Source organism: Streptomyces doebereineriae (assembly GCF_031845645.1).
GTDB lineage: Bacteria > Actinomycetota > Actinomycetes > Streptomycetales > Streptomycetaceae > Streptomyces > Streptomyces canus.
In genome coordinates this window covers 296,146-321,070 of sequence record NZ_JAVREZ010000002.1, presented here as the reverse complement: position 1 = coordinate 321,070, position 24,925 = coordinate 296,146, and the positions used below count along the sequence as shown (strand labels likewise).

Annotated in this window: 21 protein-coding genes; 9 read left to right on the top strand and 12 right to left on the bottom strand. The window is 67.7% G+C overall.

From position 1 onward, the window contains the following. Positions 1-12: 12 nt before the first annotated feature. Together RNB18_RS07010 and RNB18_RS07005 are read right to left on the bottom strand one after the other, a co-directional pair. Positions 13-687, bottom strand: a complete 675-nt coding sequence (locus tag RNB18_RS07010; RefSeq protein ID WP_311713263.1) for a class I SAM-dependent methyltransferase — start codon at positions 685-687, stop codon at positions 13-15. A gap of 42 nt (positions 688-729) precedes the next feature. Continuing rightward, positions 730-2,082, bottom strand: coding sequence for a hypothetical protein (locus RNB18_RS07005; protein ID WP_311713262.1), 1,353 nt, complete (start codon positions 2,080-2,082; stop codon positions 730-732). A 406-nt stretch (positions 2,083-2,488) separates the two neighbouring features. On the opposite strand from RNB18_RS07005, the gene RNB18_RS07000 reads away from it, so the two are divergent. Beyond that, a complete protein-coding gene (locus tag RNB18_RS07000) occupies positions 2,489-3,529 on the top strand; it encodes an AAA family ATPase (protein WP_311713261.1) in 1,041 nt (346 codons plus the stop codon). Beyond that, on the top strand, positions 3,526-4,086 hold the full coding sequence (locus RNB18_RS06995) for a phosphotransferase-like protein (RefSeq protein ID WP_311713260.1): 561 nt from the start codon (positions 3,526-3,528) through the stop codon (positions 4,084-4,086). Before RNB18_RS07000 ends, RNB18_RS06995 begins: the two co-directional genes overlap by 4 nt. A gap of 22 nt (positions 4,087-4,108) precedes the next feature. Here the strand turns inward: RNB18_RS06995 and RNB18_RS06990 are convergent, their stop codons facing one another. The 6 genes from RNB18_RS06990 to RNB18_RS06965 form a co-directional block, all read right to left on the bottom strand. Further along, positions 4,109-4,966: an NAD(P)-dependent oxidoreductase gene (locus RNB18_RS06990; protein WP_311713259.1), complete on the bottom strand. Its 858-nt coding sequence runs from the start codon at positions 4,964-4,966 to the stop codon at positions 4,109-4,111. After that, the gene (locus RNB18_RS06985; protein ID WP_311713258.1) at positions 4,963-5,637 is read right to left on the bottom strand and encodes an HAD family hydrolase; all 675 of its coding nucleotides are present in this window, start codon (positions 5,635-5,637) and stop codon (positions 4,963-4,965) included. The genes RNB18_RS06990 and RNB18_RS06985 overlap by 4 nt, the downstream gene beginning before the upstream one ends. Positions 5,638-5,678: 41 nt before the next feature. Beyond that, entirely contained in the window at positions 5,679-7,364 is a 1,686-nt protein-coding gene (locus tag RNB18_RS06980) for a TIGR04141 family sporadically distributed protein (RefSeq protein WP_311713257.1), read from the bottom strand. A gap of 54 nt (positions 7,365-7,418) precedes the next feature. After that, the gene (locus RNB18_RS06975) at positions 7,419-7,826 is read right to left on the bottom strand and encodes a hypothetical protein (RefSeq protein ID WP_311713256.1); all 408 of its coding nucleotides are present in this window, start codon (positions 7,824-7,826) and stop codon (positions 7,419-7,421) included. Continuing rightward, on the bottom strand, positions 7,823-10,312 hold the full coding sequence (locus RNB18_RS06970) for an AAA family ATPase (protein ID WP_311713255.1): 2,490 nt from the start codon (positions 10,310-10,312) through the stop codon (positions 7,823-7,825). The genes RNB18_RS06975 and RNB18_RS06970 overlap by 4 nt, the downstream gene beginning before the upstream one ends. A gap of 165 nt (positions 10,313-10,477) precedes the next feature. Further along, on the bottom strand, positions 10,478-10,999 hold the full coding sequence (locus tag RNB18_RS06965) for an ATP-binding protein (protein WP_394817597.1): 522 nt from the start codon (positions 10,997-10,999) through the stop codon (positions 10,478-10,480). 179 nt (positions 11,000-11,178) lie between these two features. Between RNB18_RS06965 and RNB18_RS06960 the strand changes: the two genes are divergently transcribed. The 5 genes from RNB18_RS06960 to RNB18_RS06940 all read left to right on the top strand — a co-directional run bounded on the left by RNB18_RS06960 (position 11,179) and on the right by RNB18_RS06940 (position 14,475). Next, positions 11,179-12,096: a helix-turn-helix domain-containing protein gene (locus tag RNB18_RS06960; protein ID WP_311713254.1), complete on the top strand. Its 918-nt coding sequence runs from the start codon at positions 11,179-11,181 to the stop codon at positions 12,094-12,096. Beyond that, positions 12,050-12,190, top strand: coding sequence for a DUF397 domain-containing protein (locus tag RNB18_RS06955; RefSeq protein WP_311713253.1), 141 nt, complete (start codon positions 12,050-12,052; stop codon positions 12,188-12,190). The genes RNB18_RS06960 and RNB18_RS06955 overlap by 47 nt, the downstream gene beginning before the upstream one ends. 282 nt (positions 12,191-12,472) lie before the next feature. Then, a complete protein-coding gene (locus tag RNB18_RS06950; protein WP_311713252.1) occupies positions 12,473-13,357 on the top strand; it encodes a hypothetical protein in 885 nt (294 codons plus the stop codon). Between the two features lie 85 nt (positions 13,358-13,442). Then, positions 13,443-14,099 carry a DUF433 domain-containing protein gene (locus tag RNB18_RS06945; RefSeq protein ID WP_311713251.1) on the top strand — a complete coding sequence of 219 codons (657 nt, stop codon included), beginning with the start codon at positions 13,443-13,445 and terminating at the stop codon, positions 14,097-14,099. Continuing rightward, positions 14,089-14,475, top strand: coding sequence for a PIN-like domain-containing protein (locus RNB18_RS06940; RefSeq protein WP_311713250.1), 387 nt, complete (start codon positions 14,089-14,091; stop codon positions 14,473-14,475). Before RNB18_RS06945 ends, RNB18_RS06940 begins: the two co-directional genes overlap by 11 nt. 39 nt (positions 14,476-14,514) lie before the next feature. On the opposite strand, the gene RNB18_RS06935 is transcribed toward RNB18_RS06940, so the two are convergent. From RNB18_RS06935 to RNB18_RS06920, 4 genes are all read right to left on the bottom strand, one after another. Continuing rightward, positions 14,515-17,775, bottom strand: a complete 3,261-nt coding sequence (locus RNB18_RS06935; protein WP_311713249.1) for a type I restriction endonuclease subunit R — start codon at positions 17,773-17,775, stop codon at positions 14,515-14,517. Continuing rightward, complete coding sequence (locus RNB18_RS06930; protein WP_311713248.1) at positions 17,772-18,554, bottom strand: restriction endonuclease subunit S domain-containing protein; 783 nt, start codon at positions 18,552-18,554, stop codon at positions 17,772-17,774. The genes RNB18_RS06935 and RNB18_RS06930 overlap by 4 nt, the downstream gene beginning before the upstream one ends. 403 nt (positions 18,555-18,957) lie before the next feature. Beyond that, positions 18,958-20,598, bottom strand: a complete 1,641-nt coding sequence (locus RNB18_RS06925; RefSeq protein WP_311713247.1) for a class I SAM-dependent DNA methyltransferase — start codon at positions 20,596-20,598, stop codon at positions 18,958-18,960. Between the two features lie 50 nt (positions 20,599-20,648). Then, positions 20,649-22,634: a hypothetical protein gene (locus RNB18_RS06920; RefSeq protein ID WP_311713246.1), complete on the bottom strand. Its 1,986-nt coding sequence runs from the start codon at positions 22,632-22,634 to the stop codon at positions 20,649-20,651. Between the two features lie 436 nt (positions 22,635-23,070). Here RNB18_RS06920 and RNB18_RS06915 point away from each other — a divergent pair, with 436 nt between their 5' ends. Together RNB18_RS06915 and RNB18_RS06910 are read left to right on the top strand one after the other, a co-directional pair. Next, complete coding sequence (locus RNB18_RS06915; protein WP_311713245.1) at positions 23,071-23,949, top strand: hypothetical protein; 879 nt, start codon at positions 23,071-23,073, stop codon at positions 23,947-23,949. Between the two features lie 256 nt (positions 23,950-24,205). Further along, on the top strand, positions 24,206-24,925 hold the full coding sequence (locus tag RNB18_RS06910) for a response regulator transcription factor (RefSeq protein ID WP_311713244.1): 720 nt from the start codon (positions 24,206-24,208) through the stop codon (positions 24,923-24,925).

The following is a 24,925-nucleotide window of genomic DNA, read 5'->3' as shown; positions in this document are numbered from 1 at the left end:
CCCTGTCTCTGATCAGGCGGCCGGGTTGGCGGCGATGACGGTGGCCCGGGTCGCCTCGAAGCAGTTGCGCCCGGTTCGGCTGTCCTGTTCCGCGTGCTCGGACCAGAGCAGCGTGAGGTCCCAGCCGTCGTAGATCTGCTCGATGACGTGTCCGAAGCAGTCCGGGGAGTAGTCGGCCTCCCCCTCGATGCGCAGCAGGCGGCCGTCCGAGGACCTGCGGCTGATCCCTGTGAAGACTTCGAGGTAGTGGTAGTTCGCCCCGCGCGCGTGAGCGACCGCGGTCGTGAGGAGGGACTCGACGTCGCGTCTCGCGAGGTAGTGCAGGACATCCTTTGCGACGATGACCCCGAAGTCCTGGTCGATGGCGAAGTTCTCGGCGAGGCACTCCCGTGGGTCGATCCGGTGGGCCCAATCACTTGTGCCGTCGATGCGGTGAAGAAGCGAGTCGCTGGGAACCTGATCGACGGCTATGACGCGGAATCCTGCGCGTGCTAAGGCGATGGTGTAGGTCCCGGCTCCGTACCCCAGATCCAGTGCGGTGCGGGGGGTTGCGTCTCCGATGGATTCCAGGAGCGTGTTGAACCGCTCCGAGGTGGCGGCCTGGAGGTTCTCCGCGGTGTTCCGGCCGTGCAGGATCGCGTCCGCGTAAAAGGCATGCACGGATGCCCTCGAAACTGGGTGATTCATGGGTAACTCCTCTGTGACCTGTTGGTTTGGAGCAGCCGGGGCCTAGAAGGGCACCGCAACCAGGCGCCCCGGGGTGAGCACCGACGAGGCGAGCGCCTCGGTGACCTGCATGGGCCGGAGATGGCTCGCGAGGGAGCTGCGCCGCTCGGAGCCGCGCAACCAGTGCTCCATGAGCCGCCGGTTGCTGTCGCTGTGGAACAACCCGTCGAACGACTCCTCCGACACGTACTGCTCGTCGCGCAGCAGCGCGGCGTTGGCGCGGGTGGTCACGCGGGCGAACGCGTCGATCCCGTCCGCGCTGGCTCCGCGGGGGATGTCGTAGCAGTGAACGTGGGTGGAGAACAGTGTCGACAGCTGGGCCTCAAGGTCGACGCTCGACGTACGGCCATTGACGTTGTAGAGGCCCTCCGGGAGTTCGCCCCAGCTCCGGATGGAGGGGGTGGTCTGCTCGAAGGACAAGGTCCCGAGCGAGATGGTCCTACCTGTCACCGCATCCAAGAGGCGGAGCGTGGAGGTCACGTCTGTCTCGCCGAAACGCAATCCGGCATCTGAGTCCGCCGACCATCGCGCGCCGTCGTCCTGGAACCCGCTGGCGATCGGCTGCGAGATGCGCTGGTGCTGGTCGATCGGAAAGGCGCCGAAGGAGCTGATCTCCAGCCTGAGTTGGCGCTCGGGGAACACTTCCGCGTTGAGAGACAGGATTTGGGTCGCGAGATCCACGTAGTGGTACGCGCCGTGCATCATCATCCCGTAGCCGTACTTGTACGGGTGGTCGTCGCGGCTTTCGAACTCCCGCTGGAGGTTCCACACGCCGCCCGCGGCCCGGAGATGGAAGGAAGTCAGAGGGGCTTCCCACCGCTCCATCCGTTCCCTGAGCGACGCAACAACCTTCTGGTTGTAGATCTGGTGGTACCGGCTCAGTGTCATCACCGAGTGCTCCGCGGAAGATCCGGCAGCGACACCGATGAGTTCCTCCATGGTCTTCGTGATGTACGACGGCTTGAACCGGCCGTCCACGACCGGAGCCAGTACGGGCTTCTCGACCAGCGAGTCGATGTGGTTCTCCACGCAGAACCGGAGGTATGCCTCGTGAGCCCGTACCTCCGTGGCGATGTACACCTTCGTCGGTACGCCGGGGACTCGCAGGCGTTGGACGGCGGCCGTGATGAGCTCTTGCGGTGTCTCCCGTGCACGGTCGCCGGAATCCGGCAGGTAAATGACTCCTCGCGGCTTCACGCTCGCCGTCTGGATACGCCTGTCGATCTCCGGCCGCTGCGACTCCAAGTCGATGATGGAATAGGAGTCGATGTGGCCGGACTTGATGGCAGCGCGAATGCATGGCAGATACTTGTTGGCGACGATCTCATCGAAACCGACCACGATGAGATGATGCATGGGTATCACGAGAACACCTTCCTGCTGGCCGAATGAGATGGATGCTGTGACGCTTTTGGGCGCACGTCATTAGGGGCTGAATTGCGTGATGGGCGAGTGGCCCGAGCTCAACGGCTGGAAATTCTCTGGCTGCCGCCCCGGCTCCTCAGGGGATGACGGCTTGGTCATCAGCCGGACAGCACCTTCGACAGCCACTGCGGAGCCCCCTTCGATCTCGTACGGATACTGGAGACCGAGGCGGGTAGACGATGACCGCGTCGGTGTGACCATGACAGCGGTCCGGGCGCGCTCGGAGTATCACGAGCCGTTGCCGAAGCGGTTCATCATCGGCTCATGGTTGGGTGGTCTGACTTTTCAACATCCGCTTGCACACGCGCTCATGAGAGGCTGACCTAGGCTCCGGATCATGACCAGAGATGGGCAGGCGGTAGGCGCGGTGGGGAAGAGTCGGCCGGGCTGGCGCCCGGACAGATTGAGGCAGCAACGCGAAGCCCACGGCCTGACGCTGGAGGGCGCGGGAGAGCAGCTGCGTGAGGTGGCTCGGGCCGCGAAACTCACAGTGCCGGCCGCCAACTTTCAGACGCTGTGGCAGCACGAGCAGGGCGAGGTCTACCCCGGTCCGCACTACCGCCGCGCGTACTGCCTGTTGTATCGCGCGACCGAGCCCGAACTCGGCTTCCGCAATGCCCTGCCCGACGAGGCCAGGAAGCTCAAGTTCACCGCGTCGAGCGAACCGCACAACGGGGCCCATGTGCTGGCCGTGGAGCGCGCGTTGCTCCAACTGTCGCCGGGTACGGAGGAAGCCGACGGGCAGGGCGTACAGCAGCGAATCCTCGACGCCTGGAAGCGCCGTCACACTGGCGGCGACCCGAACAAACCGACGCTGCTGATGGTCGGTGGCTACGCCGGCAGCGGGAAATCGGAGTTCGCCCGCTTCATATCCCAGCTCACTGGTTGGCCCGTCCTCGACAAGGATCCGATCACGCGTCCCCTCGTCGAGCGCCTCCTCGTAGAGATGGGCAGTGACCCCAATGACCGGCACACCGACCTCTACCGGGAGAAGGTCCGCCCGCTGGAGTACCAGTGCCTGCTGGAGACCGCGTACGCGAACATCGACTGCGCGATCAGCACGGTCCTGAGCGCACCGTTCATCACCGAGAGCACCGACCCTCGGTGGATGGGCCGCCTGATCAATCGCTGTGAAGCGCGCGGCGTCACCGTGGCTGTCGTCTGGATTCAGTGCGACCTGGACACGATGCACGAGTACATCACCTTCAGGTCCGCCGCCCGGGACAGCTGGAAACTCCAGAACTGGGACACGTACGCCGCCGGTATCGACCTTGAACTGCGGCCCGTCGTGCCGCACTTGGTTGTCGACAACCGGCTCGGCGCCGCGATATCGCTCACGGACCAGGTGCGCCAGGTCTTCGGCACGGTGTTCCAGTGAGGCGAGGCATCCTCCTGTACGGGCCGCCGGCGGCAGGCAAGGACACGATCACGACGGCACTCACCGAACTCGACGCGCGGTACGTGCCGTTCCTCCGCCTGAAGGTCGGGACCGGCAAGACCGAGGGCTACCGGATGGGCACACCGGAGCAGCTGGCCGCCCTGGAGGCACGCGGCGACGTCATCTACCGCAACGACCGGTACGGCAACATCTACGTCGTCGACCGCCCTGGCCTCGATCAGGCCATGGAGGGCAGCAGGGCCCCCGTCGTCCACCTCGGTCAAATGGCGGGGATGGAGCAGGTGACCGCCTTCTTCCCGGCCCACTGGGCGCGCGTTCTGCTGTGGTGCTCCAGGGAGACCACCGCACGACGATCACCCCAGCGGGGCGACACCGACACGGCCGCTCGACTGGCCGCGTGGGACGCCACTCAGGCCGATCTTGCGGCTCATCCACGGGTTCAGTGGGAACTGCGCGTGGACACGGATGCGACGGCACCCCGTGAAGCCGCGCAGAGGATCGACGACATCGTGCGCACCACGTCACCTCGCTCCTGACAGATCCCGTCCCGCACCCTGCTCAACTCAGGTTGTGCAGGTCACCTTCGACGCGCAGGGCTCCCAGTGCCTCGGTGATATCCAGGCGCTCGTCTCTGTTTCCGTCCCACCGGGTGAGGGTCTCGGCAGCGGCGCGTACGAGGGAGTCGGGCAAGCCGGCATCAGCGAGCAGAGCCGCCGCGTCCTCAAGCTCTGGGCCCCAACGCCAGGCGCGAGCAGCGGTCTTGGGGATGTAGTCGGTCTCCACGAGGTAGCTGCGGGTGCGCTTGGCCGCGATCTCCAGTAGCTCGTCCGCGACACCGTACGTGTCCGCCGCCCCGTATGCGACGGCGGCCAGCACGCGGGAGACCTTCTGGTAGCTGGAGTACGCGAGCTTGAGTGCGGAGGCTTTGCCGATGCTGTCGCCAAGTACATGGGGTCGCACGTCGGTGCCGGTAAAGAGTTCGACGATCCGGTCGGCTTGCTCGCCGGGACCGGACAGATAGAGCGTCGGGTACTTGCCGCCCACCGGAGGCGATCCGACCACGGCGGCATCGATGACCGGCATCGGGGCCAGACGGTCGGCGATGTGCTGCACACGCGACGGCGAGACGGCGTTCGCTTCAACGTAGATCGTGCCCGCGTCGCCCGCACCGAGATCGGCTACCTGGGCCGCAGTTTCCTCCGCAGCGGAGGGAGGGCACAGGGAGAGCAGCACGTCGGAGCGGGAGACGAGCTCGGGCAGTGCCTCGGCTTCGAGGCCCGCGCGCTCAGCCCGGCGGCGGGTTGTTTCGCTGCGTCCGTCGGGGCACCACAGGACGAGGTGGCCGCGGGCGCGCAGCTGGGCGCCGATGGCGGATCCCATGCTGCCGGGGTGCATCAGCCCGATGGTGTACGTCATGTCGTGGTCCTCGTGTTGCCGACGGAGTGCAGAAGCAGCAGGTCGATGGCGGCGCGTGCGTGTGGCACGGTGTGGTCCGGCCCGGGATCGTCCAGCGGCCACGAGCGGTCGTTGGCGATCCAGATGGTGCTCAACCCCGCGGAGCGACCACCGCCGATGTCGTTGACGGGGTTGTCGCCGACCATCCAGTCTCCTTCGCCCAGCTCGGTGCCGCAGCGGGCCGCCGCCAGGGCGAAGTGCCCGGCCTGCGGTTTGCGTACGTCGGCCTCCTCGGAGACGAAGACCCCGTCCACACGCTCGGCGATACCGGTGGCCCGCAGCTTGGCGCGCTGGATGTCCACCGCGCCGTTGGTCGCCACCCCCACTCGCCAGCCTGCCGCACGCAGCTCGTCCAAGCCGTCGAGGACGTCGGTGGGGCACGACACCAAGGCCGCGATATCGGTGCAGTACGCACGCCACAACTCTGCCGTCGACATGAGCAGCCGGTAGCGGGTGCGGATCGCGTCGAAGGTGGACGGATAGGCCCGCTCGGCCACCATGCCCAGGAGGTACTCCTGCTCCTCGTCATTCAGAGTGTGCCGGGCGGTGAACTCGACGGCCCAGTTGGCGAGCGTTCCCTGCCGGTCCACGAGGGTGTTGTCGAGGTCAAAAAGAACCAGGAGGCGCTGCACACCCCGCACCCTAATGCGCCAGGGTTGGCTCCGTGAGTCAGCTACGCCGCCAACCGTCGGATCCCCGTCGGGGCGGCGACTGGCGGGACGGAGGAGATGCCGACCACCTCGACCTGAACACCCCACGCTTCGAGCGTCCTGGCCGTCTGTACCAGGGTGACCTGTGAGAACGGGAACAGGGTGTCGGCGGTGAGTTCGGTACCGTCCTTCAGAAGGATCGCGAAGACGACCTTCGAAGGCCGGAAGTCCTCCGGCAGACCGTGCCCCTGCCGGGCCGCGGCGACCTTCTCGGCGAACCGTTCCCTGCCTTCGGGGGAGTTCCGCAGAGTCTGTACGGCGACGAGTGCCTGACTGAAGAGATGGCTCAGTGCGTCGGAACCCTTGGCACGCTTCACCATGACCAGGACGTTGTCCGGGCTCAGCAGGTCGCAGACCTCCACGCCGTTCGCCCGGTGCAATGCCGTCTGAACGTTGTCGCGGTCGAAGCTGACGTATCCGGGCCGCTGGTCCGGCACGGTCTCGTTGTAGGTGCGCTCCTTGTCTCCGAGGACCCACGGGGGCAGGTCGACGGAGGGAGAGTCGGTGATCAGCCGCTCGACGTGGACGTGGGTCGCCTTCAGATACTCCTGGTCGATCTCGTACCACTGGTCGTCCATCAGGAAGAACCGGTGGTAGTCGAGTGACACTTCCGCCTCGATCCACCGGAGCGCGCTGGACGTCCAGATCTCGTCGGCCCGGTCGGCGCGGCTGTTCCGATAGAGGGTGACGGTCCCTTCACGGAGTGCGGCTACGCGAGTACCCGCACGCTGGACGCGAGCTCGGCAGAGGACGTAGTCGAGGTCGAAGTCATCGGTCGACCGGCCGGCGGCGCTGCTGTTGATCCTGACCCTGAACGCCAGGGCGTCGGTGTAGTCGTCCCAGTGATCGGCGGGGACGGCGGCACGGATCCTCCCGTCCGTCTCCAGGCCCAGGAGATCGTCGAGGACGGACTCCAGCCGGGTGAGCAGGCCGGGATCGTCGACGGGTACGACGTGCTCTACGAACTCCAACTCTGGGCTCGGCCTCTCTTCGCGCAGCACACGGGCGATGGCACGGATGTCGGCGATGAGGTCGATACCCTCCACGCCGAGGCGCAGTCGCAGGCCCGCACCCCCCTCGGCGCTGGAAAGCTTCGCCGGGTTGTCCCGGGAGATGGTGAGCGGGACGTTGTCGAGGTGGCCGCCGAGGCGGCGCACGATCTGGGCGTGCTCGACGATGCCCAGGCTCCACACCGAGGCCCCGCTCGGGATCAGGGTGATGTCGGTGCGCCCACCGCCCGGCGTGTGCGACACCAGGTCCCGGATCTTCGCGGGGTCCACCCGGCGGGACGCGAAGCTCAGCCCGAAGCGGTGGTCCTTCAGCCGGTCGGGGACCAGGCGGAAGCCCTGGTCGTAGCCGATGGAGTAGACCTCGCCGTCGACTGCCAGCATCAGCAGTCCGGCCGAGCGGTTGACCGGTCGCGACACCTCGATACCCGTCGTACGGAAGATCTCGTCACACCAGCTCGCGACGGGCTGCTCAAAGCTGCCGGTGACCAGGACGGCCGGTACACCGAGGTTCTCAGGGACGTCGACATCCGCGTGGACCCGCGCCAACTGGTCCGCGTCCAGGGCGTCGAACATCGCGTCGGCTGTGGGAGGGACGCCCCTGAGCCGGTACAGGGTTCGCTTGGACGTACGGGCCGTCATGGTGCTGCTCCTTGTTCCGCTCTGTGTGGACGGTGGCGTCCTCGTGGTGTCGTTTCAGTTGGTCAACAGGGCGACGAGCGCAGCGACTTCGGTACGCCACGCGCAGACCTGGTCTTCCGTGGGACCGATCTCGTACTGGTGGTAGTGGCATCCCAGGCAGAGCTGGCTCCACACGGCCTTCACCCGGCGGGCCGTTCCGGCTTCGGCGCAACCGCGGAGCCAGAGGAACGCGGCCCGCTGGGTGCCCTCCCGGATCGCGCGCGGCGCGCGGTGGGCGGTGAGGCGATCGGCGACCGCGCTCTCCAGCGCCACACGCAGGGCGAAGGCGGCACCTCGGCGCAGGCTCGCCGCGGCAGCAGCGGACGTAGCGGGTACGGTCGTGGCAGCGGGTGTGGCGGGCTCGCCAGTGTCCGTGAGGAGCAGGTCGGCGGTGTCGAGCAGCTGGCGAATCGTCTGGTTCACGGCCCCTCCTCGGGCTTGCGTACCGCCAGGGCGACGGCCTTGATGTCGTCCACGAACCGGTAGGGGTCCGGCATCGAGGTGCCCGACGGGTGGGCGCCCTCCTGGCAGTGCCGGATGAGGTCCACCGCCCCGGGGCCGCACCGCCTGCGAAGCTCGCGGTAGACGTCACTGGCCCTCTTCGACGGGTCTCCGAAGAGCCCCAGGGCGGCGATGTCCAACAGCGTGAGGGCACCCGCGACGATCTTCTCCGCCTCGTGCTCGGCCAGCCCCGCCCGGTGCAGCCTCAGCCACGCGGCCTCGAAGAAGGCGCGCTCCAGGACGGCGCGGCAGAGGCTGGGCAGCACATGGGTCATCGCGACCGGCGGGAGGTTTCGCGTGCGGATGAGGGCGCGTGCGTCTGCCAGTGCCTGACCGACCGGATCGGTCACCCGGTTCACGGTCACCAAGGACCTGTCCGCCCGCTCCACTTCCAGTACGGTCACCGGGAATTCCTGGTTGGTGAAGGCCCGCTGGAGCCGCGTGTCGTGGGTGAAGACCACGATCTGCCGGTTCTCCCCGAGGTCGTGGAGGACCTTCGCGAGGCCGTGGACCTTGGCGGGATCCATGGACTGCACGGGGTCGTCGATGACGACGAACCCGAAGGGGCTGTCCGGCGCGGCGGCGCGCGGCAGGAAGAGCGAGAGCGCGAGGGAGTGCAGTTCGCCCTGGCTCATGACGCCGAGCGCCGCCGCCTCCGTGCCGTCGACGGCCACGTCCATCACCAGCTTGCGCACGTTGGCCTTCTCGCTGCCGGTCAGGCGTACGGAGCGCAGGTCCACGTTGCTCTGCTGGCGGAGCTCCTCCCAGATCCGCTGCGAGTGGTCCTCGAACGGCCGCAGCCGCTCCTCACGCAGCTCGGCACACGCCTCCTTGAGCCACTTGCGGGCCGCCCTGACCTGGCGCAGCCGGGTCCTGCCGGCGTACGCGGGTCGGGCCCGGTCGAGCCAGCCTGCGAGGCGGGTGACACAGGCGCGCCACTCCTCGTCGAGCTTCTCCAGCTCCCGCAGGGCCTCCTCCCGCAGCGCTGCGCAGGCGTCGGCGAGGACCAGCGCGGCGGTCTCGGCGCGGGCGGCGAGCCGCTCGGCGTCGTCGATCGCCCGGCAGGCCTGCCACTCCTCCCACGGGTCAACGAGCGGGGCGGGCAGCCACGCGGGGACGGGCGTGACGAGGTAGCGGACGGCGTCCACCGCGTCCCGCAGCCCGGTGCGAGCCTCTCGCGCGGTCGCGGCCTCCCGCCGCAGGGTCGCCACCTGTTCGGCGGCCCGCTCGGCCCACGTCTCGTCCAGCGGCCGGTCGGAACCGCACACCGGGCAGGTGTCATCGTCCTGGTGGCGGCGGCTGTGCTCCAGGGCCTTGGTCAGCAGTTCCGCGCGCTGGTGGGCGTCTTCGGCGCCCGAGGCGCGTACGTCGTCGAGTACGGCGACGGCCTCGCGCAGCCGGTCCACGGCCGCGCCGACCACGCCGAGGTCGGGTCCGGCCAGCGTGGCGGTCGCACGCAGTTCCCGGAGACGGCCCTCGTCGGCGTCGGGCAGCGCGGTCACGAGGGCGTCGAGCTCGACGAAGTCCGGGTCGCCCGCCCCGCCGACGACCGCGAGCGCGCGTACCGCCCGGGGGTCGTCCAGAACAGACAACGCCTCGACGAGTGCGGGCCGTTCAGCCTCTACCTGCTTCAGTGCCGAGTCGAGAGCCTTCTCGATGCCCTGGAGCCGCTCGTCCGCGTCGGTCAGCTCGCCGAGTCCGAGGATGGCGGCGACCGAGTCGTACTGTTCGCTGGGCCTGCCGTTGAGGACCTTGTCGAGATCCGCGTACGACAGGAAGGGGCTGTAGTCGTTCAGGGCCCGCTCCCACCCGATGTCGGCGAAGGACCGCCGCCCGTGGCCCGGCCGCCTGAACTCGAGCTCGGGGGCGGTGACGTCGTCGCCGGACCAGGTGCACGTCAGAGTGGACAACCGGGGGTCGCCCGCGATGGCGAGCCGGACCTCGACCTTCGGCTCGGCCCCGTCGTGCAGGTTGCGCCAGTGCCGGCGCCACACTTCGCCCCGCTGCTTGTCCAGGCGGGCGGTCCGGCCCGTGAGCGCGGTCTCGGCGCCCTCGGCGAAGCTGGACTTCCCCGAGCCGTTGCGCCCCACCACGAGAGTGACCCCGGGCTTAGCGGTCAGCGGCAGACGCGCCTTGCGGCCGATGCCGCGAAAGCCGTTGACGCTGATGGAGTCGAGGAACACCCGCTGGTCCAGGTGCGGAATGGCGGAAGCGCCGGACTCCGCCGCCGTGGCGCCCAGCGCCCCGCGCAGGAGTTCCCGGGGTCCCTCGGCGAGCACCGAGCTTTCGAGGCGGGCGGCCAGCCGGGAGAGCGTCGAGGAGCCGCCCCGGCTCTGATCGCCCTGGTCACCGTGATCGTTCGATGCGCTCGCCTCGTTCGGCTCGCTCTGTGCAGGGTGCCCCGTCATGGTGCTCTCTCCGTCCTCTGTCCTCCGTGGTCCGGACTCGTGCGGTGAGCGAGAGGCGTGAGCCTCCGGCTGGGCGCGAGTTCGGTGTGACGGAACAGACGTTAGAGGCGGAGAAGTTACTCAATCCATGTTCTCGTTGGTAACCCTGGTTATCGCAACTTGCGTCTATCTAGAGCTAGTTGAAGCAGCAACAGAAATGTCCGCCCACACCGTCTTGCCCAGGGGGTGACGGGGTGCCGAACCCCAGCGCTCGGCCAGAGCGTCCACCAGGAGCAGCCCTCGGCCTGACTCACCGTCAGGGGTCGACGAGGGCGGGGCCGCTGGGGGCCGTTTCGCGGAGGCCGCGTCCGCGACCTCGACGCGAACCAGGCCCGCCCCCGCATCGAGGGTGAGCCGGAGGCCGAAGTCGCGTCCGGGTACGCGGCCGTGCCGCACGGCGTTCGCGGCGAGTTCCGCGACGACGAGGGCGACCGCGCACGATGCGTCCGACGTCGACGAATACCCCCACTCCTCCAGGTGCCGTACGGCGACTTGCCGGGCCAGTCGCGCAGCCCGGGGCGAGGAGGCGAACTGTGCGACAAGAGGCGGCGGTTCGTTCTGTTCGTCGGTCAGGGCTTCCCCCTCCGGCGCGAGGGGTGCGGCACCATGCCCCGGTTCGTCCGCCGGGACGGTCGTTTCTGTCAGCACGGCGTGTTCCGTCCTTGTCCGTTGAGCAGGGAGATGTTGCACGATGTGCGCGATCCATCACGTTCCGCACTCAAGAGTCGTCCGATCGCCCTACGCTCAACAGGTGACGCAGCCTTACTTTTCAGTCCGTAAGGAACGGAAGTGACGCTTTGGCCAACGCAATTGACCCCAGCGCGTCGATGGCGGCGCTGTTCGGCGCGCGGGTGCGCAGGCTCCGTATAGCGGCCGGACTGACTCAGGCCGAACTCGGTGACAAGGTCCACGTGGTGAGCACCCGGATCACCCAGATCGAGCGGGCGTCCGGGGCGAAACCGACACGGGAGCTGGCGCGGGCGCTGGATGTGGCACTCGGTGCGGACGATCTGCTGGTGGAGCTGTGGCCGTACGTGTACCGGGAGGCGTTTCCGGATTGGTCGCGGAAGTTCATGGAGTACTCGGAGCGGGCGGTGGTCATCCGGCAGTACGCGGCGCATGTGGTGCCCGGTCTGTTGCAGACGGAGAACTACGCGCGGGCAGTGCTGAGAGTCGGTCGAACACTCAGCAGTGCGGAGCAGTTGGAAGAGCGGGTCGCCCTTCGCATGGGACGACAGGAGCGTCTGGGCACGGCCGATCGGCCCGAGCTGTGGGTGGTACTCGACGAGGCGGTGCTCAGGCGTCCCGTTGGTGGTCAGACGGTGATGCGTGAGCAGTTGGGGCGGCTGCTCGGGGCCGCGGCGGAGCCTGACATCACCGTGCAGCTACTGCCGTTCGACCAGGGCGAGCACGATGTCATGGGCGGCTCGCTCACCGTGCTCACCATGCCGGACGGCTCGGAGATCGCCTACACGGAAGGCGCGCATTACGGCCAACTCATCGAGGATCCGGACGAGGTCAGGAGTTTCGCGCTGACCTACGATCGGCTGCGGGCGGCAGCTCTGCCCCCGCTCATGTCGCTCGACATGATCCGATCCGTGATGGAGGACAACCACCGTGGAACGAAGGTCCCGTCCCGATCTGAACGGCGTCGTTTGGCGCAAGAGCAGCTACAGCAATCAGGAGGGGGGCGACTGCGTGGAGGTGGCCGACGGGTTCCGAGAGGCCGTAGTTCCGGTCCGTGACAGCAAGGTCCCGCACGGTCCGGCACTGTGCTTCGAAGCCGCCTCCTGGACCGCCTTCATAGGCGAGTTGAAGGCCGGGCAGCACCGTCCCTGAGGCGGCCGGGCTCCGGTCGCCGTCCACGCCCCGGGCTCACCGGGCCCTTGTTCGCGAGGGTCCGGCGGGTCACTGACCTCCTGAAAGAACCGGGGGAAAGAACTACCCGCCCACCCACCCTCCTGGCCGCGAGGCCCGCGTCACCCGTCCGAGTGACCGGCTTGCAGGCGCGGGATTTGGGCGGCTACGTTCGCCGCGACAACCGCAAACAGATACGGCCCCCGGCCGGGACGGCAATCCCGATCGAGGGCCTGACCGATCAGGAAGACGAGACCCTTCCCGATGGCTGACCCGCAGTCTAACGCGCGCCCGCGCGCCGACGCCGGAGCTCCGACCTCCGGTGTGATCCACGTACGCACCCGCCTCACGGCCGACTTCACGGTGATCTCCAATGCCCTCGCCCAGCGACGGGGCAGCGCGGTCACGATCGGTGTCGCGGCGTACATCTCCTCACTGCCTGATGGCGCGTCCGTGACCATCACCGCCCTGTGCCAGCACTTCGACGAGGGCGAAATCCTGATCTCCCGCGCGCTCAGGGAGCTTGAAGCAGCCGGATACCTGGAGCGCCGCCGCCAGCGAACGCCCACCGGACAGGTCCGGACCCGGACGTACTTCTACGACGTCCCCGGCGGTGATCCGGATCCGGACGGGCCTCCCGAGCCGCCGAAGCCGCGTCGCCCCCGCAAGCAGAGCAACATTGCGGTCACACCCGCGCTCGCGCCCGCGGAGGAAAAGGTGGCGGAGCCCGTGCAGGCCGAGGCGGAGACACCGATCCCGCTCGCCGACGCCGACCCCCGAGCCATCGCCGTACTCACCGCACTGCGCCGGGTAGACCCCCGCCTCATCCTGTCCGCGCAGGAAGCCGCCCGCCTTGCCCCCGCCGTCACCCGGTGGCTCGCGGCAGGGCTCCTGCCCACGCAGATCACGGACCACCTCACCACACGGCTCCCCGACCACTTCCTGACCCGCCCGGCCGGCATCCTCGCCTACCGGCTCAAGGAGACTCCTCTTTCTCTGCCCTCACCGGCCAGAAGCGCGGAACCCTCCGTACGTCCGGCGGTCGTGCCCATGCGGAACTGCGACGGCTGCGATCGGGGATTCCGCTCGGCGGAACCCGGCCGTTGCGGGGACTGCCGAGCCCGGGACCAACTCCGTGCGGCCGGCTGAGCCAATGACTGGGTGTGCGGTCCACCCCCAGGTGGGAGGCTTGATGTGGCACGATGCGAAATCCGGCGCCAAGAGGAGGTGGGGCATGGTCGACAGGTTCAAGGACGGACTTCTGACGCCCGCAGAGACCGCCTCCTACCTTGAGATTCCGCAGTCGACTCTCACCTCGTGGCTGAAGGGCAGGGCTGCCGGAGCGCCACTGGTCCACCAGGTCGAGCCGGCACGGAGGGGGCAGCCGTCGGTGCCGTTCATCGCGGTGGCCGAGGCGCACGTCCTTCGCTCTCTCCGTTCCCTGGGACTCCGCATGAGTGAGATCAGGGAGGCGGCAGCCGCCGTACGGGACGCCTTCGACACCCCCTACGGCCTTGTGTCGAAGCGGATCGCCACGGACGGCGTGGACATCTTCATCGAGCACGGTTGGGGAGATCTCCGCAGAGCACGCGACGGACAGGTCCCCATCCACGAAGTGGTCTCCGACTATCTCCGCTACCTCACCTGGGAGCCGGGCGAGGACTTCCCCTCCAGTCTGCGGCTGAGGCAGTATCCGGACTCCGTCCCCGTCGTGATCGATCCGAGGTTCGGACACGGTCTCCCCGTGGTGGCCGCCAACCGCGTCACGGTCCAGGCCATCACCGACTTGTGGGAGGCCGGGGAGACCGTCGAGGACATCGCTTACGACTACGACATGACGCCTGAGCAGGTGGACGCGCTCTGCCGGGCCGTGGTGCACCTTGCCGCCTGAGTTCTTCCTCGACCGGAACCTCGGTCGCCGTGTCGCGGAAGGACTGAGAGCCTGCGGGTGGACGGTTCACCGCATCGGGGACGTCTTTCCTGACGACGGACAGGACGTTCCGGACGAGGAGTGGATCACTTACGGTCTGGATCGGTCCTGGGTCCCGTTGTCGAAGGACGGGCGGATCAAGACCCGGGACGTGGAGATCCAGCCTGTCCTGGAGCGCGAGGCGGTGCTGTTCTACCTGGACAACCAGCAGCTTCGCAGCGTCGAGATGGTCGAGCGTCTCGACGCACGTCGTGATGCCATCCACCGGGCCGTCGAGAAGGGCGGCCCGGCGGCCTACGCCGTACGGCACGACCGTGTTGAGTGCATCTGGCCGTGACGGGAGGGCGCCCCTGGTGGCGCCCTCCCCTAGGCGTGGTTACTTCGCAGCTGGCGCCCACAGAGCGGCCACGATCTCCATCTGCTTGAGAACCAGGTCGACCGCCTCGCGCTCCTCCTCCGGCGGGTAGTCGAACATCGCCAGCACGCGGCGGATGCGGGTGCGGAGCTTCGCGCGGACGGGCTCGCGGGAGAGCCAGTCGACGGAGAGGTTCTTCTGGATGTCCTTGACGAGGGCACGGGCGATCTTGGCGAGGGTGTCGTCGCCGCCCTCCATCGCCTCGGCCATGTCGCGGTGTGCGACGGCGTCGTAGAAAGCCAGCTCGGCGTGGGTCAGCGGCGGATCGAACCGCTCCCCACGACGGGCCTCCGCAGACACCTCCCGTGCCAGAGCGGCAAGTTCAGCGATCACCTGGGCGCTGGTGATCTGCTGGAGCATGTACCGCTTCATCAGGTCGTTCAGACGCTCGGTGAAGCTCTCGTTGCGGACGACGTTGTGCTTGGTCACCTCGCGCATCTTCTGCTGGATCATGCGGCGCAGGGCCTCGGTGACCAGGTGAGGGGTCTCGGAGTTCTCCAACTTGCGCAGCTGCGCCTCGTTGAGACGGGTGATGTCCAGCCGGCCGATCCCGGCCTCCGCGTACAGGTCGGTGATGTCGTCGGCGTCTACGACCGAGGCCGCGAGAGCTTGCAGGTAACGCTGGACTTCGGCGCTGAGCGGCTCCCCGCTCGCCTCGCGCTGGGCGGCGTCGAGCTTGATCATCCAGGCCCGGACCTCGCTGAAGAAGGAGATGTCACGACGCCAGTCGTCCAAATCCTCGCAGCGCTCGGCGATCTCCTTGCTCATCGCGCAGACACGGTAAAAACGATCCAGCCGGGCGGCGCTGTCCTTGAAGCGGACGGAGAGCGGCTTGGCGGGAGGGTCGACCTTGTTGCCCGGGTTCTTCGGGTCGCGCAGGAAGTCGGCGGTCAGGCGCAGCGCGCGCTTGCGGGAGTCGGGGCGGCCGGTGTCGGCAAGCCACTCCTTCCAACGGCTCCCGGCCAGCAGCCCCTTGATGGTGGCCAGCTCGTTCTTGACCTCGGTGACGGCGCGTTCGATGTCCGCGCCGAGGGTCTGGTCCTTGCGGTCCTGGTCCGAGTACTCGCGCAGGGCCTTGGTGAGGTTGTCGGTGAGAGGCGCGTAGCCGACGAGCAGACCGTCCTGCTTGCCGCGGAAACGGCGGTTGACGCGGGCGAGCGCCTGCATCAGGTTGGCGCCCTGCATCGGGCGGTCCATGTACAGGGTGTGGATGGGGGGCGCGTCGTAGCCGGTGAGCAGCATCGAGTGGACGATGAGCAGTTCCAGCTCGTCGTCAGGATCCTTGGCGCGCTTCTGGACGACCTTCTGCTGGGACTTGCGCAGCGAGTGCTTGCGCATGTGCTCGGGGTCGGAGCGGTCGCCGTGGAAGACGATCTTCATGACGCCCTTGTCGACCTCGTCACTGACCCAGCCGGGCCGCCGCTCGGCCAGTGCGTCGAAGACCCGTACGCAGATCTCGCGGGTCGCGCAGACGACCATCGCCTTGCCGGGGGCGCCGATGTCGGGCTTGACCAGCTCGCGGCGCTGCTCCCAGTGGGCGATCAAGTCGTCGGCTAGCGTCGCTATGCGGTCCTCGGCGCCGTAGACCGTGTTCATCGTCGTGGCGTACTGGATAGCTCGGCGGCGCTCGGCGTCGTCCATGCCCTCGGTGAGGGTGTTGGCTTGTTCGTCGAGCGTGTTCGGGTCGACGTCCTTGGGCAGGTCGACCTTGATGACACGCGGCTCGTGGAACACGCGGACCGTGGCCCCGTCGTCGACGGCGCGCTTCAGGTCGTAGATGTCGATGTACTCGCCGAAGACGGCACGGGTGTCGGCCTCGGCCTTCGAGATCGGCGTACCGGTGAAGGCGAGCAAGGTGGCGTAGGGCAGGGCGTCGCGCAGGTGACGGGCGTAGCCGTCGAGGCTGTCGTAGTGCGAGCGGTGGGCCTCGTCGACGATGACGAGAATGTTCCGGCGCTCGGAGAGGAGAGGGTGCGACTTGCCGGCGTCCTTCTCCTCCTTGCTCAGGCCGAACTTCTGGAGGGTGGTGAAGACGATCCCGCCGACGTTGCGCCGCGTCAGCTCGGTACGCAGTTCGTCCCGCGTGTCGATCTGGTGGGCCTTCTGGCCGAGCAGGGTCTCGCTGTCGAGGAAGGTGTCGTAGAGCTGGTCGTCGAGGTCATTGCGGTCCGTGATGACGACGATGGTGGGGTTGTTGAGCGCCGGGTGGCGGGCGACGAGCGCCGCCGTCTCCACCATCTCCTCCGACTTGCCCGCGCCCTGCGTATGCCAGACGACGCCAGCCTGGCCGTTCGTCCGCGATGCCTCGACGACGGCGTCCACAGCCTTGTTCACGGCGAAGTACTGGTGCGGCTTCGCGATGCGCTTGCCGGAGAGGGGCTCGCCCGGCTTGGGCGGGGGGAAGTTGACGAAGTTGCGGGTGAGGGAGAGGAACCAGCCCTGCGTGAACAGGCCGTGGAGAGCCAGGTTCAGCGCGTCGAGACCGTCGTAGCCGGGCTCGTTGGTGTCGACGCGTTCGCCCTCGTGGTCGACGTTCCAGGGCGCGAAGTGCTCGTACGGCGTGAATGCCGTGCCGTACTTGGCGGTTATGCCGTCCGAGACCAGGCAGACCACGTTGTAGCGGAACGCGATCGGGAACTCCGAGACGTACGTCTGGAGTTGGGCGTGCGCCGACTTGAGGGTCGCGTTCTCGTCCGAGGCGCTTTTGAGTTCGACGACAGCGAGGGGGAGGCCGTTGACGTACAGGACGATGTCGAAGCGGCGGTGGCTGCCGTCGGTGTCCCTGACCGTGACCTGGTTGACGGCGAGGTAGCTGTTCGCATCGGGATCGGTGAAGTCGACGAGGCGGACGGTCGGGGTCTGTTCGGCGCCGAACTCGTCGGTGTAGGCGAGGCGAATGCCGGCGGTCAGGTACTCGTGCGCCTGCTTGTTCTCCTGGTACGCCTCGCGGGAGGAGGGGTCGGTGGCGATACGGAGGGCTTCGTGGACGGCGGTTGCGGTCAGCTCCGGGTTCAGCTTCTCGATGGCTGCCTGGAGCTCGTCGTGGAGGATCAGGTCGTCCCAGTCTCGGCGGTGGCCGGTGCCGGGGGCGAGGTCCTTGCCGGGCTTGGTTTCCCAGGCGAGTTGAGCGAGTTCGTCGAGGGCGAGGTACTCCCAGGTGGACTCGGTCATTTTGGCGTCGAGGTGGGCGGGGGTGTGGTCGTGGTTCCCTTCGCTGGTCATACAGCGCCCTCCACGATCTTCTCGGCGTCACGGACGCGGAGCTTGCCGGACATCAGTTGGGGGAGAAGTGTGTCGCGGAGGGTCGCGAGGGCGAGGGATTCATCGCGGGCCTGCATGACGCGGCTGAGCAGAGTCCGTGCCTGTCCCCGGACATCTCCGAGGTCGCGCGGGTCAACAACTTGTGAAGTCATCACCTCCGCTGGCCGCACCCTCTGGTGGCTCTTGGAAGTACCGGTCACCTTGCTGGCGAGGTCGCCAAGCAGTCCGGGCTGAGACAAGACCGCCCACAACTCCGCCGCGGTGACATCGTTTCGAGGTTCCAGCACAAGGAACTCTGTGGACGCGAGAGCCGTGCATTTCTGACGTGGTGAAACATTCCATACTCGAGGAATCTCGGGGTTCAATTTCGACAGAAGAACCGACGGCTGCCGAACGACGAACTTCGAACTCTTGATGGATCGGGGATCAGTCACCTCAGGCATCGCACCCGAGTCGAACGCGGGCAGGCTGTAATGATCCACCTGCGTCTCGCTCAGAGCGTCGGGAGCAACCTGTCCCTTGCGTAGGATCGCAATTGACTCGACAGTCGTACGCGCCTCCCATGACTGTTCCGAGAAAATGGACTGACATAGATCTTCGGCAGTGGCCGTAATGCGCTCATTGACCACGATCTTGTCGTCCAGCGCCCCGAGGACACCAACTACATTCTCCTGCTCCGTCCGGGAAGGGAGCCGCAACTTGAGCGACAGAATGTCACCCAAGCTAATGAAGTCTGCCATGTCAGTTTGCCCCTTTAGGGCATTCGCTTGAATCCAAAAATCGGCACCCCTGAGCCAGTAGTACAGGTATCGTGCCGCCAACGGACCATCCATGCATGGCCGGAAATAACACAGCTGTGGACTATAGGCAAAGCGTGGGCCTTGGCTGGGCATCAAAGCAACGCGACCCACAGTCCCCTTGACAGTGAGGACAATATCTCCGGGGCGTGAGACCTTCGGGCCAAGTTCCTGAGAATGAGTTGCCGACGATGGGCTTAGATTGAGTGACCCAATCTTGCCATCCAAGACGTCTGCAACCCTCAAAATGGGGAGTGGGCCCTGGTCCTGGGGGACCGATCGGGGCCGCCCAGCGCCGACTTCAATCTGGTTTTCTTCGACCAATTCTGCAAGCGACACCGTTCGTTCAGTCACCGATCCTCCCCAACTGCTCCCGCACCACAGTGTCCAGCCGAGCCGACTCGTCCAGCTGCTCGAACAGCTCCTTCGTCAGTCGAGCGATCCGCTCCCCCACCGGCTCCGCATCCGGATCCTCCGCGACCTCCGCCGCCCCCACATACCGCCCCGGCGTCAGCACATAGTCGTGCTTCTCGATCTCCTCCAACGTCGCGCTGTAGCAGTAGCCCGGCACGTCCTCGTACGAAAGGCCCTTATCTCGTGCCGACTTCGTGCCCCGCCACGCGTGATACGTGTCGGAGATCTTCTCCAGGTCCTCCTCCGTTAGGATCCGCTCCGTGCGGTCGACCATCGTGCCCATCGCGCGCGCGTCGATGAACAGCACCCTGCTCCGCCGGTCCTCCAGCGCCTTCGTGCCCTGCGGCCCCTTGTCCTTCGTCAGGAACCACAGGCACGCCGGGATCGCCGTCGTACGGAACAAGTTGCCCGGCAGCGCGATCATGCAAGAGACCAGGTCCGCCTCGACCATCGCCGCGCGGATCTCGCCCTCGCCCGACTGCTTGGACGACATCGAGCCGTTCGACAGGACCACGCCCGCGCTGCCCCGCTCCCCCAGCTTGGACACGATGTGCTGGAGCCACGCGTAGTTGGCGTTCGACTGCGGTGGAACCCCGTACCGCCACCGCCCGTCGTCCGACTTCCTCGCCCAGTCGGACATGTTGAATGGCGGGTTGGCCATCACGAAGTCGGCCTTCAAATCAGGCAACTTGTCGTCCGCGAACGTGTCCGCCCAGCGGTCGCCGACGCCCTTGGGGTCCATGCCGTGGATGGCGAGGTTCATCTTGGCCAGGCGCCACGTGCGCTCGTTGGCCTCCTGGCCGTACACCGCGATGTCGTGCGTGTGGTCCTTGCCGCGTCGCCGCGCGACGAACTTGCCGCTCTGCACGAACATGCCGCCCGAGCCGCACGCCGGGTCGTACACCCGCCCCTCGTACGGCTCCAGCACCTCGACGATCAGGCGGACCACGCTCGCCGGCGTGTAGAACTCGCCGGCCCGCTTGCCCTCCGCCCGCGCGAAGCGCTCCAGGAAGTACTCGTACGTCTCGCCCAGCACGTCCTGTGCCGGGCGGTCGCCATGGCCCGTGAAGCGCGCGTCGCTGATGAGGTCGACGAGTTCCTTCAGGCGCTTCTGGTCGACGTTGTCGCGGTTGAAGATCTTCGGGAGGACGCCGGTGAGAGTCTTGTTGGCCTTCATCACCTCGTCCATGGCGGCGTCGAGCAGCTTGCCGACGCCGCCCTCCGCGCTGGCCGCGTTCTCGGAGATGTGGTCCCAGCGGGCGGTCGGGGGCACCCAGAAGACGTTCTTCTCCGTGTACTCGTCCTTCTCCTCCAAGAAGGCCGCCCGGCGGTGCTCGGGGATCTGAGCCAGCTCGGGGTCGGCGGCCAGTTCCTCGCGGCGTTCGGTGAAGGCGTCGGAGACGTACTTCAGGAAGACCAGGCCGAGCACGAACTCCTTGTACTGGGCGGCGTCCATGGAACCGCGGAGCTTGTCCGCGGCCTTCCACAGGATGTCCTGGATCTCCTTGGTGCTGGAGACACTGAGCAGTTCGCCCTGTCCGGCGGCTGCCGCGGCTCGCTTGCGGGGAGGCATTGTTCCTTCTTCCGACTCGTCGGTGGATGGGTCACATACGGTGGATTCGGCTACGTACGGTTGATAGTTCGGGCTTCGCCGAGGGTGAGGGTGCCGTCGGCCAGGCCCGCGATCGTCAGGCGGCGGGCCTCGCCGAGGGCATCGGCTTGCGCGCGCAGCAGGCGTTCCCGGCGTTCGGTCTCGGCCAGCAGGGCGTCGAAGCGCAGGACCTCGTCCGGGTCGAGGTCGGGGAGCTGGTAGTCCTCGATACGGCGGGCGGGGCGTACCGCGCTGGGGCTGCGGGAGGTGCCACGGGCCGCGCCGAGCAGGGCTGCCAGCACCCGTGGGCTGAGCGGACGCGTGGCGTCGGCGTTGACTCGGAGGACGCGGGCGGGGAACGCGACGACCGAGAAGCCGTCGTGGTCGACGTACACGCCGAGGCGGGGCGCGAGCGTGTAGACGACGTCACCGGGCTCGGTGAGCGCCGCCCGTTCGTACGCCGTCGCCAGCAGCAGGCGGTCGATGCGGCGGTCGCCCACGGGTCGTTCGCCGGTGATCTCCTCGGGGCCCAGGACGGTGTGGTGGCCGTCCAGGGTGAGGTGCTTCTCGTCGATACGGTGGCCGGGGAGCCGGGTCACTCTGCGGGCGGTGATCAGCTTGCCGAGGGTGGTGCGCTCAGGCAGGAGGCCGACCCTGCGCAGTACGGCCCCTCCGTAAGGGCCCTGCTCGTCCTCGTACGCCCGGGTGTCCGCCGTCGTGCGCTCCAAGCGGGTCTCGGCCTCGGCGATCAGGGCGGGGCGTTCGGTGACCTTGTCGGACCAGATCGCGGAGGTCGGCGGCGCGGGTGGGGTCAGCGGACCGCCGAAGGCCCGGTCCAGGTCGGCGACGGAGACCACACGGCCGTAGCGCGGGTCGTGACCGTCGAGTCCTCGGAAGCCTTCTGCCCGCCAGAGGAGGACGTCCTCGGCGAGCCGCATGCGGACGCCCGGCGTGAGCTGTTCCGAGCTGATGTCGGCCAGTAAGACCTTGCCCTCCGCCGCCGGGACGGGACCGCGCGTGAGCGTCCACAGCGCGGGACGGTAGCCGGGGCGGAAGGGCAGGACCCCGCCGGGAAGTGCGATGACCGACTCGACGATGTTCTCGCGGAGAAGGGCCGAACGAAGCTGGGCGGCCTCGGTGCTCTTCAGTTCGTCGACGAGCGCGTCGGCCGGTCCGAGGACGAGGGCCGTGCAGCCGGGGCGGAGGAGATAGGCGACGCGTTCGAGCTCCGTCAGGGCGGCGAGCACCGAGCGGTCCTCGCCGGGACGGTACGGGAGTTGGGTGACGACGAGGTCCGGGTCCGCGAAGCGTTCCTCCAGATCGGTGCCGGTCTGGACGTCCAGGTCGAGTTCGTTGACGCCCGCCAGCAGGAGGCGGCGGCGGGTGATGCGGGTGAGCCGGTCGTCGGGGTCGGCGGCGAGGACGGTGACGCGGTCGCGGTCCTCCGTGTCGTCGAGGAGTGCGACGAGCAGGTCGCCTGCGCGGGCGTGCGGGTCGGCGAGGGTGAGGGACTCGCCCTGCTCAAGGCGGAGGCGGAGGCGGAGGTCGGTGAGCTGGGTGAGCAGGCTCCGCAGCTCCGGGGTGACAGCGTCTGCGGCGAGGGAGTCCAGTCCGAGCCGGGAGCGGGCGGCGAGCAGCCACTCGTATGCGCCGCGCTCGTCGTAGGCGGCCTCGACCAGGTTGTCGGCAAGGCGGGCGAGCGGTGCCGCGGTGGCATCGAGGGAACGCAGTTCGCGGAGGACGAAATCATCCTCCGCGTCGATCCGTTCGGCGCGGCGCAGCACGGCGGACCACAGGGCTCCGTCCGGTTCGGCATCGCTCAGGGAATCACCCGTGCTGTCGGTCAGCGGCCGACCACGGTCGAGCCGACGCAGGCACAGAAGGCTTCCAAGTGTCTCGACCAACTGCCACGGGGTGAATCGCTCCCGCAGCGCGATGACGCCGAACAGGGCCAGCTCCGACCGGAGTTCCGTCGGGGCGGCGTTGCCCAGCCCGGACGCGATCAACCACTCGGCCACCTGAGCACCGTCGAACAGAGGCCTTCCCGAGTCGTCGGACAAGGCAGCGGGGAAATCCGTGTGGCGGCGACGCCAAGTGGACACGACGGGACGCTTCACCCGGGCGAAAGTGGCGATCTCGGCCATCGACACAAGGAGAGGGGCCGGGGAGCGTAGCGTCGTTTCCGACGGACCACTGACCACGGTATGCCCCCCCTTCCCTGTCCATCTTTCGTCGCAGGTGCCGCTCGACCGACCCGGCGGCCCAGGCCGTACCTCGTCGGGCTTCGCCTCTGCGGCCTTCGCCCCGCCGCCACAGAACGATACGACGATCCCGATCCCTGTGTCTGATCACCATTGATAATCCCGGTTATCAGATCTATCTGCTGCTTCCGAGCGCTTGTCTTGCAACTATGGCCGACGACGTGATCCAGAAGGCGCCCGTCCCTGTGGCCGGATGGCAGCGGATCGCGCAGCCTTCGTTATTAGCCTGCCTGCAGAGGCAGTTGGCAACCGTCGAGACAGGGGGCACGGGATGGGTGATCTGGCCAAAGCGGTGGCCGAGCTTGAGGAGGAGGTCGAGGACGTTCGCATGCTGCGGCAGATCGTGGAGCGACTCGACATGGAGATCACGGCGCGCATGGACGAGATCGAGACGATCGGCGGCGCCGTCCTCGATCTTCACGGCGATCTCGACAACCAGATTGCCGAACACGACTACATGGCCGTCGAGCAGTCCGTCGCATCCATACGAGGAATGGTGGACGTGGAGGAGGTCCTTCCCGCGATCGACACCGTCCTCCTGCTCACCGCGCTGCGCGATGACGAACCCCTGCCCGACCTGACTCTGCCGCTGTCGGCGTTCGAGAAGGATGACGCCGGGGAGCAACCTCACCTCACGCAGGAGGACCTGGACCGCGACCTCAAGGCAGACCTGGCGAAGACGGAGCAGCGGTGGGAGGAGATCTGGGGCGACCATGACTGGACGGACTCCGACGAACGGGACTCCCATCGGGCAGAGCACCGTGCCGAAGCCGAGCGTGAAGCGATCAAGGACTGTGCCCGACGCGCGGCGGCACAGGTCGAGGAGCTGGTCGATCAAATCGGCGACACACTGTGGCCCGACCTCGTGGAGGCGGTGGAAGCCGGCGACCGGGAGCGCGCGGTCCGGGCCCTGGCGGAAGCGTGCGCGGCGGCACGGGAGACCGAAGCCGCCTACAAGCTGTACGAGGTCAACCTTTCAGCGCAGTACGAGTCGTCGCCGATGTCCCTTGGAGCCATGGGCGAGTACCTGAGCGGTTTGGAAACAAGGTTGGGACTGCCCGAGGCGGAATGACCGGTGACGGGTGTCGACCCGCACAAGTCACGTGGCTTCTGCCCCTCCACGTCCAGGAGCGGGGGCGCCCGTCCACAGCCTGTGGGCGGGCGCGCAAGCGATCACCACCCCGCACGCCACCCACGCCGGGAATGCTCCCGCTCGCGGTACTGTGCAGCGAGTGCGGTCGGCCCGGGATTTTCCGGAGGTGAGAATTCCGGAGGTGCGTTGATATCAACGGTGCTGGAATCGTGCAGGGCCCCGCTGAGGAGAATCGTTGAGCGCGCGCATCCTGGTCGCCGAAGATGACGAAAAACAATCTCGCCTCATCCGGATTTATCTGGAAAGGGAAGGCAACGCGGTGCAGGTCGTGGCCGACGGCCGGGCAGCGCTGGAACGGGCGCGTTCGACGGGCCTGGATCTCATCGTTCTCGATGTGATGCTGCCGCTCGTCGACGGACTCGACGTATGCCGCATTCTGCGTGCCGAGGCCTACGAGGTACCGATTCTGCTGCTGACCGCGCGCAGCACCGAGGAGGACATGCTCCTCGGCCTCGACCTGGGGGCCGACGACTACCTCACCAAGCCGTACAGTCCCCGCGAACTCACCGCGCGGGTACGGGCGCTGCTGCGGCGCTCCAGGAAAGGCGGCGCGGCCGGCAGCGAGGTGCTGCGGGTCGGCGCGGTCGAACTGGACACCGCCCGCTTCGAGGTCCGGGTGGCAGGCCGTCCGGTGGCGCTGACCTCCAAGGAGTTCTCGATACTGGAGGCTCTGGCCCGCGAGCCGGGGCGGGTGTTCACCCGGGCCCAGATCATCGAGCGCGCCTTCGGCTTCGACAGTGACGTACTCGAGCGCACGGTGGACGCCCATGTGCGCAACCTGCGCCGGAAGCTGGGGGACGACCCCGCCCGGCCGCGCCATCTGGAGACCGTGTACGGCCGGGGGTACCGCCTGGTGGACGGCTCGGCGCCCACCCGAGCGCTCGCGGGGTCCTGA

Bases quoted from the DNA above. Each gene is read 5' to 3' on its own strand.
- RNB18_RS07010 (WP_311713263.1), bottom strand. From the start codon at position 687: ATGAATCACCCAGTTTCGAGGGCATCCGTGCATGCCTTTTACGCGGAC.
- RNB18_RS07005 (WP_311713262.1), bottom strand. From the start codon at position 2,082: ATGCATCATCTCATCGTGGTCGGTTTCGATGAGATCGTCGCCAACAAG.
- RNB18_RS07000 (WP_311713261.1), top strand. From the start codon at position 2,489: ATGACCAGAGATGGGCAGGCGGTAGGCGCGGTGGGGAAGAGTCGGCCG.
- RNB18_RS06990 (WP_311713259.1), bottom strand. From the start codon at position 4,966: ATGACGTACACCATCGGGCTGATGCACCCCGGCAGCATGGGATCCGCC.
- RNB18_RS06980 (WP_311713257.1), bottom strand. From the start codon at position 7,364: ATGACGGCCCGTACGTCCAAGCGAACCCTGTACCGGCTCAGGGGCGTC.
- RNB18_RS06970 (WP_311713255.1), bottom strand. From the start codon at position 10,312: ATGACGGGGCACCCTGCACAGAGCGAGCCGAACGAGGCGAGCGCATCG.
- RNB18_RS06960 (WP_311713254.1), top strand. From the start codon at position 11,179: ATGGCGGCGCTGTTCGGCGCGCGGGTGCGCAGGCTCCGTATAGCGGCC.
- RNB18_RS06950 (WP_311713252.1), top strand. From the start codon at position 12,473: ATGGCTGACCCGCAGTCTAACGCGCGCCCGCGCGCCGACGCCGGAGCT.
- RNB18_RS06945 (WP_311713251.1), top strand. From the start codon at position 13,443: ATGGTCGACAGGTTCAAGGACGGACTTCTGACGCCCGCAGAGACCGCC.
- RNB18_RS06935 (WP_311713249.1), bottom strand. From the start codon at position 17,775: ATGACCAGCGAAGGGAACCACGACCACACCCCCGCCCACCTCGACGCC.
- RNB18_RS06930 (WP_311713248.1), bottom strand. From the start codon at position 18,554: ATGGCAGACTTCATTAGCTTGGGTGACATTCTGTCGCTCAAGTTGCGG.
- RNB18_RS06925 (WP_311713247.1), bottom strand. From the start codon at position 20,598: ATGCCTCCCCGCAAGCGAGCCGCGGCAGCCGCCGGACAGGGCGAACTG.
- RNB18_RS06915 (WP_311713245.1), top strand. From the start codon at position 23,071: ATGGCAGCGGATCGCGCAGCCTTCGTTATTAGCCTGCCTGCAGAGGCA.